The organism is Sphingobacterium sp. CZ-UAM (genome assembly GCF_002000245.1).
In the GTDB taxonomy this organism is placed as follows: Bacteria; Bacteroidota; Bacteroidia; order Sphingobacteriales; family Sphingobacteriaceae; genus Sphingobacterium.
Map to the genome: position 1 here is coordinate 128,549 of NZ_MTCM01000003.1, position 17,028 is coordinate 145,576.

Sequence of the window (17,028 nt, forward strand, 5' to 3'; positions counted from 1 at the left end):
AGCAGCTTTTTTTAAATATTTAATAACAGAATCTTAACCATTTAACAATCTTGCAGCGATAATTTCGCAACATACTTGTGACAAACAACTGATCAACGAAAACGAAAACTTATCATGCAAAGAAACATCATTTGGTTAATGCTCTTAACCATTATTACATTCCTTCAAATTCCAAATAACACTTGGGCCCAGGGGACTGAAGCAACAATTACCGGCCGGATCACAGATAGCAATGGACCCGTGAAAGGTACGTCAGTGTCCGTTAAAAATGAATCGACGGGCTTTAAACAGACAACATTAACCAATCAGAATGGTGTCTACACTTTCCAACAATTACCGTTAGGCTCGCCATATACAATAGCTGTAAACCATGTTGGCTACTCGGAACAAAAAAAGACCGATTATAAGTTGAGCTATGGCGATGAACTCAATGTAGATTTTACCTTAACTTCCGCCGAGAATAAATTGGATGAAGTAGTCGTTCAAGGGGCAGCAGGCGATTTAAAAAACAAGATCAAAACACTAGGCGCATCGACCGCTATTACTGCCAACGATCTCAAAAAAATGCCCGTCAATGGACGAAATTTTTCTTCTTTAATTGACTTATCACCTGTCAGCAGTAATACGAACCTGGCGGGACAGCGCGCTTCTTCCACAAATTTCACGGTAGACGGTATGAACTCCAGAAGTACTGTAGCTGGAGGAAACAGCGGTGGAGCCTATTCGATCTCCATGGAGGCTATTCGGGAATTCAAAGTTGTAACCAATGACTATGACGTTACTTTTGGTCGTAGTGGCGGCGGGAGTATTACCACTGTAACCAAATCAGGAACAAATACGCTAACTGGAAGTGCATTCACTTTTGCCCGTGCGGGCTGGCTTTCGAGCAAATACAACCTGAACGGAACTCCGAGAAAACAAAAATTCTCAACTTACCAATATGGTTTCTCCCTTGGCGGGCCGATCATCAAGGATAAAGCCCATTTCTTCGTCACTTGGGACCGCCAAATGGATACCCGTCCACTTCATATCGCTGACATTCAAACAACAGCGGATATTGCGCGTTATAAAGTAACTCAGACTACTTTAGATGAGTTTACGCAAATTGCCATAGGTAAATATGGTGCTAGTGCCGACCGTCTCTTTGGTTCTTTTGATAAAAAGAAAAAGACTGATGCTGCATTCGCCCGAATTGATTGGCAATTGAATGAAAAAAACTTATTGACTGTCCGTAATAACTTTGTCTACGATTCGGACAACCAACAAGAAGGGGATAATACGGGTATTAATGCTTTCGAATCGTACACTAACAGAAAGTATATAAACAATAGCCTTATGGCTTCTTTGCGTACCTCGATCAATTCTAGCGTGACCAATGATTTAAAGATCCAGCATTTTTATGAACGCTCTGAAGCACAGCATAATGTTGATGGATTTGACCAGTCACACAGTATTCCCCGTGCAATCGTCGAATCCATTCAATCAGTAGATGGCACAAATAAATACAACAATTCTATCCAACTCGGTGGTCAACGCTTTTCACCAGAATGGTTCAATGGCAATATGCTACAGTTGGTCAATAACCTATACTATAATACAGATAAGATCAAATATACTTTTGGTGCAGATATCATGTATACCAACATGGATTTTCGTTATGGAAGTGAAATGAACGGTCGCTTTTATTTTACTGGTTTACAAAACTTCAATAACCTAACTCCTTATCGTTATGCCCGTGATGTCTATATGACTGACAAGGAAAATACGTTGGTTAACAATCTGGCTATAGGAGTCTATGGGCAGATGGAGGCAAAGATTGCACGAGGTTTAGATGTTGTCGGTGGCCTACGCATGGACAACACGAAATACCTCAAGAAAGCTACATTCAATCAGACGGTCTATGACGAACTAGGTCTTTCAACCGACAATGGGATCAACACTTTTCAAATACAACCACGTGTGCAATTCAACTGGGATATCAATGAAGAGAAGAAAAATATCATCCGTTTTGGAGCTGGTATATTTGGTTCGGCACTCAACCCATATTCTATGTTAAACAATATGTTGTTTGATGGTTCTCGAATTGCAGGGGTAGACATCACGGATCCTACATTAATTCCCAAACCCAATTTCCCCGGATATCGCAAGGATCCGGATAGCGCCCCTGGGCGTGAGTTATTGGACAATCCAAAGATCGAAAAGCTTGTTACAATCAATATGAACAGTAAGGACGTTAAGGTACCGACTGTATATAAAGCCAACATTTCTGTCAATCACTTTTTCTCGCCTTCGCTACGCGTTGGTTTAAGTGCTTATGGTACTTGGGGCCGCAACAACTATATGTATGTAGATCGCAACATGGTGGAGGATCCTTATTTTAGGTTGACTGCCGAGGGCAACCGTGGGGTATATGTTCCCGCATCCAGTATCAATACAACAAACGGTGCTGCCAACTGGACCAATAGCCGTAAAACCAAACAGGTAGGCCGGGTATTGGAAATGAACAGTGATGGAAAAAATGATTCGTACACTTTTGTATTGGACGGAACCTATCGTTACTACAAGGATGGACAAATCACAATGTCCTATACCTGGAATGATACCAAAGATAACACCTCGTATAATGGTAATGTTGCCAATACCGCTACGCTCTCCCTAATGGTCAAAGACGATCCGCGCGACTTGACTACAATGGCATATTCAGATAATCAATTCCGTCATAAGGTTGTTTTCTATGGAACCATGCCTTCACTATGGGGTGTATCTATGGGATTACGCTTTAGCGGAATTGCAGGCTCCCGCTATTCCTTGGCAGTAAATGGCAATGTAAACGGTGACTTTGTAAACTCCAATGATCTTGCCTTTGTCTACGATCCTAATAGTTCGAATACACCAGAATATATCAAGAATGGTATTCAAGCAATCTTGGATGATCCAAATGCGGAACAGAGCATTAAAAACTATATCAATGGAAACCTAGGACGTATAGCTGAACGGAATGGTGGTATCAACGGTTTCTATGGTGTATTCGATCTGCATTTGGCCAAAAACGTAAAAATATACAAAAAACATGGTATTGAAGCTTCGGTGGATATCTTCAATGTAGCTAACCTGCTCAAAAAAAGCTGGGGTGTAGGGCATAACTTAGGCAAACAAAATCTATATGCTATTAAAAGCTTTGATGCTACTAATCAACAATATATTTACAACATGAGCTCAGGTGTAGGTGTATCCAATTTAAATGGTAATCCTTATCAAATACAGCTCGGCTTGCGGTACGCATTTTAAGCAATGAGAAAGTTCTTTTAAAAAAGCACGCCATTTCTATATAGAAATGGCGTACTTTTTTAAAATTATTTCTTTTCTATTCCAAAACAATGCGGTGGTTTGATAATATTCGACTGGATGGAATTTTTCAGCTCCTTCAGAGGAAAAGAAATCTTCAGACGACCTTTTGTTCCCTGCCACTTACCGCCAGAGTGAAGAAGTCGTATAGCCTCGTCGACGAGCGCTTGCTCAGGTGTTCCTTCCGCGCGAATCTGCTCTGGCAATCCGCCTTTACCAATCTTGAAACTAACAATAATCTCCCCCCCTTTTCCAGCATCCTTTACCTGATCATTTAAATATTGCTCATAGGCTTTCCATCCACCAAGCGGTGTAGCATCTCCACCATCCAACAGTGGCTCAATAGCCACCCTATTTTCTGGTTCACTCAATGTGACATCTGTTGTCCGCTCAGCCTTACCATCAAAATGTTTAAAATATAGAAGTGCCAACAATGCAACAAACAAAACTCCGGCTGCCGCACCTACGGCCAAACGCTGCCAGGTATAATATTGCGCGTGTCTCGTCGCTATTGTATGCTCGACCCGACGGTTAAGTCTTTGTTGCAACAAACTTAACTGTCTCGCATCCACACCATTCTGCAATCGATATCCATCAATGGCATCCTGTAAAAAAGGATCTTCTAATGCTTCCTTTTCCAGTTGAAACATTTCCTCTTTACTCATCAGGCCATGGATGTAATTATGAATTCGCGATAATTGATAATTATTTTCCATTTTCTTTCCTTTCCATACAGATCTTCAAATTGCGCTTCCCATTCTGGATAGCACTCTTGACTTTATTCAGGTCATACCCCGTTAAATCTGCAATATCTTTATAGCACTTTTGTTCGAGATAAAACAAACGTACACATTCTTTCTGTTCCTGGTTTAAGGTTTCCATACAACCTTCTAATCGCTCAAAATCCCTTTCTTCCCATTTTGCCTCCTCACTGTTATTGAGCTTTTGTTCACTTTCAAACAAATTATCTTCAATATCTACTTGCGTCGTACGTTTATCTTTACGCAATTGCATCAAGCAATAATTCTTACTGTATACGTGCAACCAACTTTTAAAATTGTCAACTTCGTAATGGCGCAGCTTCTGAATGAGTTCTTCAAAAATCTGCATAACCGCATCCTGACTACGATCGGGATCTTGCAAATACTTGAAGCACACACCATAAAGCAGGGACATGTAAGGCGAATATAATTTCCCCAGCGCAGACAGGTCTCCTGTTGTTTTATAATGTTGTAATAGCTCTTTTTCGTTCATGCGCAAATCTTTCACCTTAATGATGAATTAAGATACGGTTTTCCATAAATAAAGCAAGTAGCGGGTGCAAATAATCATCAATAAAATTACCATTAAACAAATTACTTGCTTCGGGCACAAAAAAACCGTCCCTAAATAAATTAGAGACGGCCAATGAAAATATATTTATGAATTACGGATTTAATTCCCCTGTTTCCAATTGTACCGCACCGTTACGCCATAGGTTCTGGGATCAGCTACGACTCCAGCATATTGACCATAACTACCGGGGGCCGTGAGCAGCTGCTCATAATAATCTTTGTTTGTCAGATTTCTGCTCCACACAAAAACTGAAACACCATTCGATCCCCTAAAGCCCAAACGCGCATTCAGCAAAGTATAAGCATCTATATTCAGATACTTTGACGGGGATGAACTTGAAGAGAATTTGGAACGATGGAAAAGATCAGTACCTAGAAAGTAGGATCCATTGATACCAATCAATTTACCACTCTGATTGATTTCTCCGCCTAAAGACCAAGACCACTTAGAAACTCCCGGAAGAACTCCGCCTGAAATATCTTTGAAGGCCTGAGGACCACCAACTTCCTCGAGCGGAACCGGCGCATTTGTAAATTTTACGTATTTAGCATCCGTATAGGCCAGTGCACCATTCAGACGCAGAAACTGTCCAACATTAATGCTCCCATCGAGCTCCACCCCTTTGACACGTACTTTTTCAGCATTGGCCAAGTAGCCACGATTTACTCCTGGTTCAGGTGTCTGTACCTGGGTTTGATAATCTTTGATATCTGTCTGATAAACCGATAGATTCAGAATCGTGTTGCGTGTTGGGTTAGTTTTTACGCCCAATTCTTTATGGCGTACCGCCTCTGGTTTCACTTCTGCTAAATCCAGCAGCACAGCACCATTTGCCGTCGGCAATCCGCCCACATTAATTCCAATCGGCTTATAGCTGATGGAATAGGTAGCATAAGCATTGATTTTGGGATTGAAACGGTATTTCGCAGAAAGTTGTCCCGAAAAATTATCTGCATCCGCATTTACATCAAAAGTCTGATTGGTATAAACACCATTTTTGAGCGCAAGCAAAGCTGGGTCAGAGGTTTGTAACCCACCGTAGGTTTGCCGGTCATAGTTCGCTTTCTTTTTATCGTAATTATAACGTAAGCCTGGTAAGATATGAAGTTTTGACGTCACCTCCCAGTCAATCTGGGTATAGGCAGCGAGGCTCGTGCTTTTGATACCGTAAACCGTCTTAATGCCGAAATTGTCAAATAACCCTGGAGTTTCCCACAGCGCACTGGTCGAATTTTTTTGGAAACGCCAAAATGCGGAACCCGTTTCCTCAGTATGTACGGGATCAGTACCCAGATCCTGCCACAGACCAAATAAACCAACAACACCACTTACTTTTTCACTGATTTTGCCCGAATATCTAAATTCCTGAGACCATTGGTTATGGACCGAATTACCAGCAGAAACTGTGTAAACAGGAAGACCTAAATAATCCCGGTCATTGAGGGGCACCCACGTCCATTTTCGCCAGGCGGAGGTTGATGTCAATGTACCTTCACCAATCTTAATATCAGCATTCAGGGCAACACCACCTAATTTATTTTCCGCTTTGGATTGTGTATCGAGGTCGATCTTACGTTCAAAAGCACTTTTGTAAGGTAGCTCATAGCCTAAATCTTTGACAATAGCATCAAACTGCCGATAATCAGCCCGTTGGGTTTTGACAACACCGGCAACTGCCCAGCCGTAACCATCAGGCTTTTGAGAAGAGACGTCACCTGAGAGCACAAGTTTGATATTTTCCGTTGGCGTAAACAACAATTGTCCTCTGAATCCAAGATTATTGATATCATTGATTTTTCTATTGGTATGAACATTGAACAGATTGCCATCCCGCTGTGTGCCTGAAAATGAGGCACGAGCAGCAAGATTCTTGGTCAATGGCCCAGAGATGGATGTTTTTGCCTGAATAAAACCTTGGTTGCCATAACTCACTTCAACATTAGCCTCAGGTGTAAATTGGGGCAGCCGTGAAGTAATATTAAAGGCGCCGGCCGTGGTATTTTTACCAAAAAGTGTCCCTTGCGGCCCCCGCAATACTTCGATCTGATCAATATCAATAAAGTCTAACCAAGTTGCAGCGGGACGTGCAATATAAACACCATCAAGATAGAATCCGACACCTGGATCTATACCATCATTGGTAAGACCGTAAGTTGACCCGAGGCCGCGAATATTCAATGTGGTATTTCGAGCATTGGAAGAATACAATTGTACTGTGGGAACAAGCTCTTTCAACCTGTTGACGTTAAAAGCTCCGGCATCTTCCAATGCTGCTCCACGGATGATAGAAACAGGAATTGGCACATCCTGCAATTGCTCTTTGCGCCTACGGGCAGTCACTACTACCTGATCTAAGGCTTCCAAACGTGGGCTAAGTTCAATCAGGGTAGGCGATTGATCCACGACAACGCGCCGTGTTTGATAACCTACGATGGACACAATAAGTGTAAAAGGCAGTTTTTGCCCTGTAACAAACTGGAATACGCCCTTGCTATCCGTCTTCACCTGATGGGTAACCGCTTCAAGCTGCACGGTTACACCTTGTAAAGGCTCTTTTGTGACCGCATCAACGACAGTCCCTGTTAATGAAGCATTTATAATAGGTTTAGGATTTTCTACCTGTGCATAAGTCTGATAAGAAGCCGCTAAAAGCAAGCTAAAAATGACGCTAATTCGAAAAATAGCATTTTTTTTCATAAATTTATTCAGTTTAATAGTGAAAATAAACAAGTGCCAACGCCAATCGATACTTGTTTCATTGTTAAAACTTTGTTTTAAAAAGGGAAGCCTCGGCTTCCCTTTTCTAATATAAGAGAGTGTAAGAGAGAAATTTTAACAACACATTCGTTTTCCACTATTTCCGAAAGTAATAAAAGCTACTTCCAATGAAGTCTTCTGTAAGCTTGTTTTTAAAAAGTAATCTTGTTTCATTCTTTCCATAATTAAGTATATTCATTTTTCAGGTATCCCTTCATGACCCACTGTAAATCAGGATAACAGTACAAATATAGAAATATTTTTTAAAAGACTACTAATTTGATAGATTTTATAAATATTTTTTCTGTAAATCTTCTTACCAGCTAAATAACAAGCTTTTAAAGCTACTAAATAGGTTATTTACAACAAATTACTTCAACCGCCAGCCGTACATCTGACACGAAAAAGTCCGCCAAGGGTGGCAGACTTTTTCTAGAATGTTATTAGCTTCGAAAGTATTCAGCCCATATACTTACCAATTAATTATCGGAACAGCAGCAATGCGATCAACAAAGTCACTACGATATTAAAGGTCTGCGCAATTAAAAATGCATAAAGGGGTTTCTTATTATCTTGTACAAAAAGGTCTTTGAAATTTGTTTCCAGACCGATCGAAGTAAATGCTAAGGTAAACCAGAGTCCCTGCAGATTTTTCAGACTACCTTTGACAGCATCAATTTTTTCAGGAGAAATTACAAAGGAAAATAATAGTGAGGCAAATACAAATCCAAGCACAAATTTAGGGAAGCGTTCCCAGATGATCTTTAGTGTCGGTTTATCTCTTTTCGTTTCCTCATCAACGGATTTTGCATAGGTCCAATAAATGCTGATCGCAAATGCCGCTAGTCCCAGCAATACATTTTGCGAGAATTTGACAATTGTACTAATCTTGAGAGCTTCCTCCCCCACCAGAGAACCGGAAGCAACAACTGCTCCCGTTGTATCGATACTACCTCCCAACCATGCACCGGTCACCTCCTGTGATAAGCCCATCCATTCAGCCATATAGGGCATAAAAATCATCATTGGAATTGCAGTGATCAACACCAGGGAAATTACATAAGAGAGTTTTTTGCTATCACCTTTAATGGCTCCTGAAGTGGCGATAGCTGCTGAAACACCGCAAATAGAAACTGCACTGGACAACATCAGGGACATCTCCTTGTCTATCTTCAATTTTTTACAAAGCCAAAAAGCAAAATACCATACTGACAATACAACTGCCAAAGCCTGAATAAGACCCAGCGAGCCCGCTTTAAGGATATCGCCAAAGATAACGGTGGTACCTAATAGAATCAATCCAATCTTGACATACAGTTCGGTACTCAAGGCTTCCTTAAACCAGGTAGGCAGCTTAAAACAATTGCTAATGACCAAACCGATAATCAAACTAAAAATAACCGCCTCAAGATTATATTCTTTCACTGTCGAATTACCTGCTAATATCAGCGCGAATACCGTCAGAATAAACACCACCGGAAATACGATAAGCAGATGTTTAACGGATTTACCGAGCAAAAATGCACCTAGGATACCTGTCACAAAGACGAAGACAAACTGCTGAAAAATCTTGTTGAGATTGGCCGGATCAAAAATTGCGGAAACCAGTTCGGAAGAATTACCCCAGGAAAAATTAGGTACAGGCGCAAAAATACCTGAAAGTGCTAAAAAAATGGTAGCGAGCCCCAAAATGACGACTACCCAGTCTTCTGTAAATGCAAATGATCTTGACGATGTCATATAACGGTTGGTATTAAAAGGCTAAATTTAATATAATTGCAGCTACTTTTCGTTATTGTAACACAAAAATGGCCGAAGATTTCTCTTCGGCCACACAACCAAAACCAATAATCATTATCAATCAAAAACAATACTTATTTTCTTCTATTAATTTTTTTGCAATCCGCTGGCGTGCATCTTTGATATTAAATGGCTGTGCTTTGGTGAATCTGCGTAACCCAACTAGCATCATATTCAATTCATCACCTTCACCAAAGGAATACAGGGCTTCTTTACCCGCAGCATTGATTTTATCAATCGCGCCATATAAGTAGATCTTCGCCATATCGGTCGCATATGGTGCTTTTTCGGAACCGCTATGCACAAGCTTCTCTGCGCGTAACAGAACGGATTCTGCGATGTATACGTAACCGATAATATCTGCGATATTCATCAGGATCTCTTCTTCCTTTGAAAGTGACATCATCAGCTTCTGAACCGCAGCTCCGGCAATGAGTAAACCTGCTTTCTTGAGGTTGGCGATAATTTTCTTCTCAGCGGCGAATGGCACATCATCTTCTTCTCCAAAGTCAGGGATGGCCAACAGCTCGCTTGCCACCGCCTGTGCAGGTCCCATCAGATCCAGTTCACCTTTCATTGCCCGTTTTAACAGCATATCTACGACAAGCAACCTATTCACCTCATTGGTACCTTCGAAGATCCGGTTGATCCGTGAATCACGGTAAGCGCGCTCCATCGGCGCATCGGCTGAATATCCCATTCCGCCATAGATCTGCACACCTTCATCCACTACATAATCCAGCATCTCTGAACACCATACTTTGATAATAGCGCACTCGATCGCAAATTGTTCCACGGATTTCAATTTGGCCTTTGCTTCATCCATCCCGCCTGCAATCAATGCATCATACGCATCATCAATATTTTGGCCGGCACGATAGGATGCTGACTCCACAGCAAATAAACGTGTCGCCATCTCTGCCAGTTTGTATCGAATAGCACCAAACTTAGAAATCGGCAAGTTAAACTGCACACGTTCATTGGCATATTGGACGGCATGATTGATGACCATACGAGCTGAACCATTTGTCGCAGCACCTAACTTGATCCTTCCGATATTCAGGATATTTACGGCAATCTTAAATCCATTCTCACGCTCGGAAAGCATATTTTCAACCGGAACGGCACAGTCATTAAAGAAAATCTGACGTGTGGAAGATCCCTTAATCCCCAACTTGTGTTCCTCGGGGTTCATCGTGATCCCGCCGAAATCTTTTTCGACAATAAATGCGGTCAGGTTTTTGTCGTTATCGATTTTTGCAAAAACAATAAAGATATCTGCAAACCCGCCATTAGTAATCCACATTTTCTGGCCATTGATCAGATAATGGGTTCCCTCAGCATTTAGTTTTGCAGAAGTACGGCCTGAATTGGCATCTGATCCAGCATTTGGTTCTGTCAGACAATAGGAAGCCTTCCATTCGCCAGTTGCAAGCTTAGGAATATATTTTGCCTTTTGTTCCGCATTACCATAATAAAGAATAGGTAAAGTACCGATACCCGTATGTGCAGACAAAGCTACTGCAAAAGAGAATCCACCACCTACAGCATCTGCAACAAGCATCGAGGTATTGAAATTCTTGCCAAACCCACCGTATTCCTCCGGGATCGATACGCCCAGCATGCCTAATTCCCCAGCTTTATCCATCAAACTAGGCATCAATCCTTCTTCTTGTGCGTCAATACGGTCAAGCTTATTTAACACTTCCGTTTCTAGGAAATCCAAACAGGTCTGGCGAATCATTTTCGCCTCTTCATCAAATTCCTCTGGGATAAAAATAGCTGTATAGGGAGTCTCTTTGATTACGAACTCACCGCCTTTGATTGCTTTATTTTCGCTCATTGTTAATTTAGATTTGTGGTGTAATCCAACAGCTGGTTATTGACTGCTCCGATTTACACTATTTTTTAATACTTTTATTCGCTATACGACCCGCGAATAATATTTTTTATCCGATTATTTTTTTAGGCCTGCTCCTTAGTCCAATAGTTCAAAAATACCAGCCGCACCCTGACCTGTCCCTACACACATCGTCACCATACCATATTTTTTACCACGACGTTTCAATTCATGCAAAACCTGCACGGTCAATTTCGCTCCTGTACAACCTAGCGGATGCCCTAAAGCAATCGCCCCGCCATTGACATTGACTTTTTCTTCGTCAAGCTCAAGTTCACGAATTACAGCCAAAGATTGGGATGCAAAAGCTTCATTCAATTCAAACAAATCAATATCTTCTTTTTTAAGTCCTGCCTGTTTCAATGCTTTAGGTATCGCATAGATTGGTCCGATTCCCATGACCCGTGGTGGCACGCCCGCAACAGCAAAACTAATCAGTTTGGCGATGGGTTTTATCCCCAGCTCCTTCACTTTAGCCTCTGACATAACCAGCACAAATGCGGCACCATCAGATGTTTGGGAGGAGTTTCCGGCTGTTACTGAACCATTAGCAGCAAAGACAGGCTTCAACTTACCCAAAGCGTCCAAGGATGTATCTGCACGAGGCCCTTCATCGGTATCCACAACATATTCACGTGTTGCGATCTTCCCATCTTTCAGATAGTTCTCCTTGACTGTGATTGGCACAATACCATCTTTTAGATGACCATTCTGAATAGCGGCTACAGCTTTTTGATTGGATTTAAGCGCAAAGGCGTCTTGATCTTCACGGGAGACATTGTAATCCTTGGCAACGGCCTCCGCAGTCAGTCCCATCCCCCAGTACCAGTCAGGATGCTCTTTGGCAACAACAGGATTCGGCACAATTTTCCAGCCGCCAAAGGGCATGCCGGACATCACTTCAACACCACCGGCAATAATAACATCTGCCATACCGGCCTTGATCTTTGCTACCGCTGTAGCAATCGTCTCCAATCCAGATGCACAATAGCGATTGACTGTAACGCCTGGCACTTTATCTGTATCTAGACCCATCAGGGAAATAAAACGTGCCATATTAAGACCCTGCTCAGCCTCAGGCATCGCATTACCCACGATGACATCATCTATATCTTCTTTATTTAAATTTGGCACAGTGGACACAAGATGTTTAATCACATCTGATGCTAAATCATCAGCCCGCATAAAGCGAAATCCTCCTCGAGGCGCTTTACCTACTGCTGTACGAAATCCTGCTACTATGTATGCTTCCATTATTTGAGATATTAGTAGTTAGATATTAGTAGTTAGATTCTTGACCTTAAGCAATAGCTTTTGTTGAAAAATATAGTTCATTTTCTGTAATTCCTCCAGCTTTTCCAAAAGACCCTCTAAATCCTCTTCTGATAAATAACCTAAATTTTTTGATATTATTAACTGTGTTTCGACTTCATATGTAGACGCATGCGCTATTGCCAAAAACTGAACAAACTCTTTATCCGAATTTCTTCCTGCTCCCTCAGCAATATTTGAAGGAATTGATACAGCAGCTCTATTTATTTGTGAAATGAGATTAAATCGTTCACGGTCTGGGAAAATAGATGTAGCTCTATATACATCAGATACCAACGTAATAGATTTTTGCCAAAGTATTAATTCCTTATAATTATGCATATCTAAATACTATGTACTAAATACTATTGTCTATCCTAATTCCGTAAAGGCTTTCCTTTTGTCAACATGTATTGAATTCTTTCAAGTGTTTTACGTTCTGCACAGAGTTCGAGGAATGTCTTGCGCTCAAGATCCAACAAGTACTGTTCGGACACTTCCGTTGGAGATGACAGATTACCACCACACATCACCCAACCCAATTTTTCCGAAATCTTCCGGTCATAGTCGGAGATATAATTTCCTTCACGCATCGAAGATGCACCTACATACACAATACCTAAACCTTGATTACCCAACACTTTGATATCGTTTCGTGGAGCTGGTTGCACATATCCTTCGTCCGCAAGTTCAAGTGCTTTCGCCTTTGCATCAGCAAGTAAACGCGCGCGGTTCATCGTAATCGCAAACTTATCTTTTTGTAGATACCCCAGTTCATAGCCCTCATAAGCAGAAGTCGAGACTTTCGCCTGGCCAATGGTCAGGAATTTGTCCTTTAAGGTATTCTGAACGATTTGGCCATCTTTAAATTCTTCTGAAGCACGCAATGCAAATTCCTTAGTTCCGCCACCACCAGGGATAACACCTACCCCCAGTTCCACTAAGCCCATATAGGTTTCGGCGTGGGCCTGCACAAAATCTGCATGCATCGAAAACTCGCAGCCTCCGCCTAAGGTCATCTGAAACGGCGCTACAACAACAGGAATGGATGAATAACGCAAGCGCATGGATGTGTTTTGAAAGGCTCGAACAGCCATATTTAACTCATCAAAATCCTGCTCCACAGCCATCATGAAAATCATTCCGATATTGGCTCCTGCAGAAAAATTCTTTCCATCATTGGAAACAACCAATCCACGGTATTCTTTTTCAGCAAGATCTATCGCTTTATTCAAGCCCTGAATTACATCACCACCGATGGTATTCATTTTGGTGTGAAACTCACAATTGATGATTCCATCACCGAGATCAATAATAGAAACTCCTGTATTTTTCCAGATGGTTTTGCTTTCACGGATATGATCCAATACGATCAAATCCTCTGTTCCAGGAATAGCTTTATACGACTTGGATGCAATATCATAATAATGGCGAACGCCATTTTCTATTTTATAGAAAGATTCATGCCCGGCATCCAGCATTTCGTGTACCCAAGGCGCCACTTCACCATTCTGCCCTGGCAAACGTTTCTCTTCAGCTTTGATCCTAGCCAGGGTCTCACGCACACCTAAAGCATCCCACACTTCAAAAGGCCCTAACTCCCATCCAAATCCGGCACGCATGGCATCATCAATACGGAAGAAATCGTCTGTGATTTCAGGGACACGGCGTGAAACATATTCAAACAAGGGATAATGCATCGCACGGAACAGTTCCGCCGCTTTATCTGTTCCCTGTTCATAGACTTTCATCCGTTTACGGATATCTTCGACTGGCTTGGTCGACTCTAGCGTGGAAGATTTAACTTTTTGCTGAGAACCGAACGTTAATGTTTTAAGATTCAAGGAAAGGATTTCAGAATTACCATCGGCGGCTTTTACCTTTTCATAAAATCCTTTTTTTGTTTTTTCACCCAGCCATTTATTTTCAACCATTTTACTGATAAAGGCCGGAAGCTGGAAGACACCTTTTGCTTCATCTTCAGGCGCATTTTGAGCCAGGCCATTGGCTACATTCACCAAGGTATCGAGACCAACAACATCCGCAGTACGGAAAGTAGCCGATTTCGGATGTCCCATTGCCGGACCTGTATATTTATCCACTTCCTCCACTGTCAAACCCAAAGGTTCGACCAGATGAGTCACTGCCAACATCGAATAAACGCCAATCCGGTTACCGATAAATGCTGGGGTATCTTTACATAGCACAACTGTCTTACCCAGCATCTTATCGCCAAAATGAAGAACGAAATCGACAACCTCTGGCTTAGTATGCGGCGTCGGAATGACCTCCAATAAAGGCAGGTAGCGCGGCGGATTGAAGAAGTGTGTACCGCAGAAATGATCTTTAAAATCTTCACTACGTCCTTCTGTCATGAGATGAATAGGAATACCAGAAGTATTGGAAGTAATCAATGTCCCCGGTTTGCGGAACTGTTCAACACGGTCAAAAACAGATTTTTTAATATCCAAACGCTCTACAACGACTTCGATGATCCAGTCTACTTGCGCGATATCTTGGAGGTTATCATCAAAATTTCCTGTTTTAATACGTTTTACAAACGATTTGCTGTAAATTGGTGAAGGATTTGTCTTTAATGCAGTTTCTAACGAACTGTTAACAATCCGGTCCCGAACGGCTTTACTCTCTAACGTCAGACCCTTAGCTTCTTCTGTCGGCAACAGTTCGCGGGGAACGATATCCAACAGTAAAACCTCGACACCAATGTTAGCAAAATGACAAGCAATTCGCGAGCCCATAACACCCGAACCGAGAACTGCCACTTTTCTAATATTTCTGTTCATCATAACATATTTATCATGCACATCCGTACATTTGGTTTAATTTCTATACGATCACTTCTTCCTTATAATTGGTCGCCAGTTCATTGAGCTTAGCCAAAGAAGCTATCAATTGATCACGTTCATTTTCTGAAAAATTATCAGCGAGATACTGATTAAAATTGCGCACCACATCCTTGGCTATCCTTCTTTTCTCGCGACCCAAATCTGTCAGATACACTTTCACAGAACGTTTGTCTGTCTCACTGGTCTCCCGATAGATGAACCCCAAGGACTCTAGATTATTCAACACACGAGACAAACTCGTTGTTTTAACCCCCGTCAAATTCGCAATCTGAGAAACAGGAGTACCCTCTTTATGGATATTGATCAAAATATAACCGGCAGCTTGAGTAAAACCATACTGCGAGGCAATTTGATTATATTTATTGGCAATCGTTTGCCAACCTGTTTTTAAAAAATAGTCGATTGTCTGATTTTGGTCCATAGCGTAATCACAAGCGATTTATTATTATGCTTGCATAACAAATATAATAGATAAGAATTAGAATAGCAAGGTAGAAAATGTAATTTTTACGAATTATCGTTCACTGTGTCTTAAGAATAGTATTTCTTGCATTTTTATGACCAAAACATCAATGTGGAAAACTTTTAACAACTGAAATACAGTTAAATAAAGAAAAACACAAAGCTTTTATTAACAATCCATGTGTAATATTCAAAATTAATTGCGTTAAATTTGTCCTAAACAAACATCAACTTCGTATGGCTTTAGTAAACATACCTCGCTTGGACTTGTTGCATTATACACAAGGAACCCAAGAACAACGAAATCAATTCATTCAGGATATTGGCAAGGCTTTCAATGAAACTGGCTTTGTAACGATAGCAAACCATGGTTTATCAAAAGAATTAATTGAGGAATTATATCAGGTCGTTCCAGAATTCTTTAGTTTACCAACTGAAACAAAAGAAAAGTATGAATTTCCTGAGCTTGCGGGTCAACGTGGATATACTGCTAAGGGAAGAGAAAAAGCGAAAGATGCTAAAACACCAGATCTAAAAGAATTCTGGCAACGTGGTCAAACCATCGTTGGTGAAGAATATTCGAAAGCTGACTTCCCTGACAATCCTCAAGTGGAAGAAATACCTCGTTTTAATAGTGTGACAGCTGAAGTATATAAAAAACTAGAAGACACAGGTCGCGAATTATTAAAAGCAATTGCTACTTACTTAGATCTCGAAGAAAATTATTTTGAGCAGTTTGTTATCAATGGTAATTCTATCTTGCGTGCGATCCATTATTTTCCAATTACCGATCCGGATGCCTTGGCTCCTGATGCTGTACGCGCAGGTGCTCACGAAGACATCAATCTAATTACGTTATTAATCGGCGCTAGTGCAGATGGACTAGAAGTATTGACAAAAGATGGAGAATGGTTCCCGATCAAAGCAAAAGGAGAAGACATTGTCATCAACGTGGGAGACATGCTACAGCGTTTGACCAATAACAAACTTAAGTCAACAACTCACCGTGTAGTCAATCCTCCGCGTGAAAAAATGGGTACTTCCCGCTTTTCGATTCCTTTCTTTTTACATCCAAAATCTTCTATGAGTTTAGCTTCGTTGGACTCTTGTATCGACGCAGCTCATCCAAAGGCCTATGAAGACTATACCGCAGGTGAATATTTGGATGAAAGATTGAGAGAGATCGGATTAAAAATGTAAAAACAAAATTCATCTTAATTGCATGTTATCATAAAAAAAGCCGATCATCCG

11 protein-coding genes are annotated in these 17,028 nt (G+C 41.2%); 2 read left to right on the top strand and 9 right to left on the bottom strand.

What is annotated here, in order from left to right; genetic code table 11:
* The first annotated feature begins 114 nt into the window (after window positions 1-114).
* The gene (locus BWD42_RS14430; RefSeq protein WP_139351168.1) at window positions 115-3,288 is read left to right on the top strand and encodes a TonB-dependent receptor; all 3,174 of its coding nucleotides are present in this window, start codon (window positions 115-117) and stop codon (window positions 3,286-3,288) included.
* Window positions 3,289-3,353: 65 nt separating this feature from the next.
* Here the strand turns inward: BWD42_RS14430 and BWD42_RS14435 are convergent, their stop codons facing one another.
* The 9 genes from BWD42_RS14435 to BWD42_RS14475 form a co-directional block, all read right to left on the bottom strand.
* The gene (locus BWD42_RS14435) at window positions 3,354-4,061 is read right to left on the bottom strand and encodes a hypothetical protein (RefSeq protein WP_175992068.1); all 708 of its coding nucleotides are present in this window, start codon (window positions 4,059-4,061) and stop codon (window positions 3,354-3,356) included.
* On the bottom strand, window positions 4,051-4,599 hold the full coding sequence (locus BWD42_RS14440; RefSeq protein WP_077437110.1) for an RNA polymerase sigma factor: 549 nt from the start codon (window positions 4,597-4,599) through the stop codon (window positions 4,051-4,053). Before BWD42_RS14440 ends, BWD42_RS14435 begins: the two co-directional genes overlap by 11 nt.
* A gap of 180 nt (window positions 4,600-4,779) precedes the next feature.
* Window positions 4,780-7,377, bottom strand: a complete 2,598-nt coding sequence (locus BWD42_RS14445; protein WP_077437111.1) for a TonB-dependent receptor — start codon at window positions 7,375-7,377, stop codon at window positions 4,780-4,782.
* 543 nt (window positions 7,378-7,920) lie between these two features.
* Window positions 7,921-9,177 (bottom strand): YeiH family protein, encoded by a 1,257-nt coding sequence (locus BWD42_RS14450; RefSeq protein ID WP_077437112.1) that lies wholly within the window; start codon window positions 9,175-9,177, stop codon window positions 7,921-7,923.
* A gap of 121 nt (window positions 9,178-9,298) precedes the next feature.
* Window positions 9,299-11,080, bottom strand: a complete 1,782-nt coding sequence (locus BWD42_RS14455) for an acyl-CoA dehydrogenase family protein (RefSeq protein WP_077437113.1) — start codon at window positions 11,078-11,080, stop codon at window positions 9,299-9,301.
* Window positions 11,081-11,215: 135 nt separating this feature from the next.
* On the bottom strand, window positions 11,216-12,391 hold the full coding sequence (locus tag BWD42_RS14460) for an acetyl-CoA C-acyltransferase (protein WP_077437114.1): 1,176 nt from the start codon (window positions 12,389-12,391) through the stop codon (window positions 11,216-11,218).
* 18 nt (window positions 12,392-12,409) lie between these two features.
* Window positions 12,410-12,790, bottom strand: a complete 381-nt coding sequence (locus BWD42_RS14465; protein ID WP_077437115.1) for a four helix bundle protein — start codon at window positions 12,788-12,790, stop codon at window positions 12,410-12,412.
* Window positions 12,791-12,825: 35 nt separating this feature from the next.
* On the bottom strand, window positions 12,826-15,255 hold the full coding sequence (locus tag BWD42_RS14470; protein ID WP_077437116.1) for a 3-hydroxyacyl-CoA dehydrogenase/enoyl-CoA hydratase family protein: 2,430 nt from the start codon (window positions 15,253-15,255) through the stop codon (window positions 12,826-12,828).
* A 40-nt stretch (window positions 15,256-15,295) separates the two neighbouring features.
* Window positions 15,296-15,736, bottom strand: coding sequence for a MarR family winged helix-turn-helix transcriptional regulator (locus tag BWD42_RS14475; RefSeq protein WP_077437117.1), 441 nt, complete (start codon window positions 15,734-15,736; stop codon window positions 15,296-15,298).
* A 278-nt stretch (window positions 15,737-16,014) separates the two neighbouring features.
* Here BWD42_RS14475 and BWD42_RS14480 point away from each other — a divergent pair, with 278 nt between their 5' ends.
* A complete protein-coding gene (locus BWD42_RS14480; protein ID WP_077437118.1) occupies window positions 16,015-16,977 on the top strand; it encodes an isopenicillin N synthase family dioxygenase in 963 nt (320 codons plus the stop codon).
* Window positions 16,978-17,028: the final 51 nt, after the last annotated feature.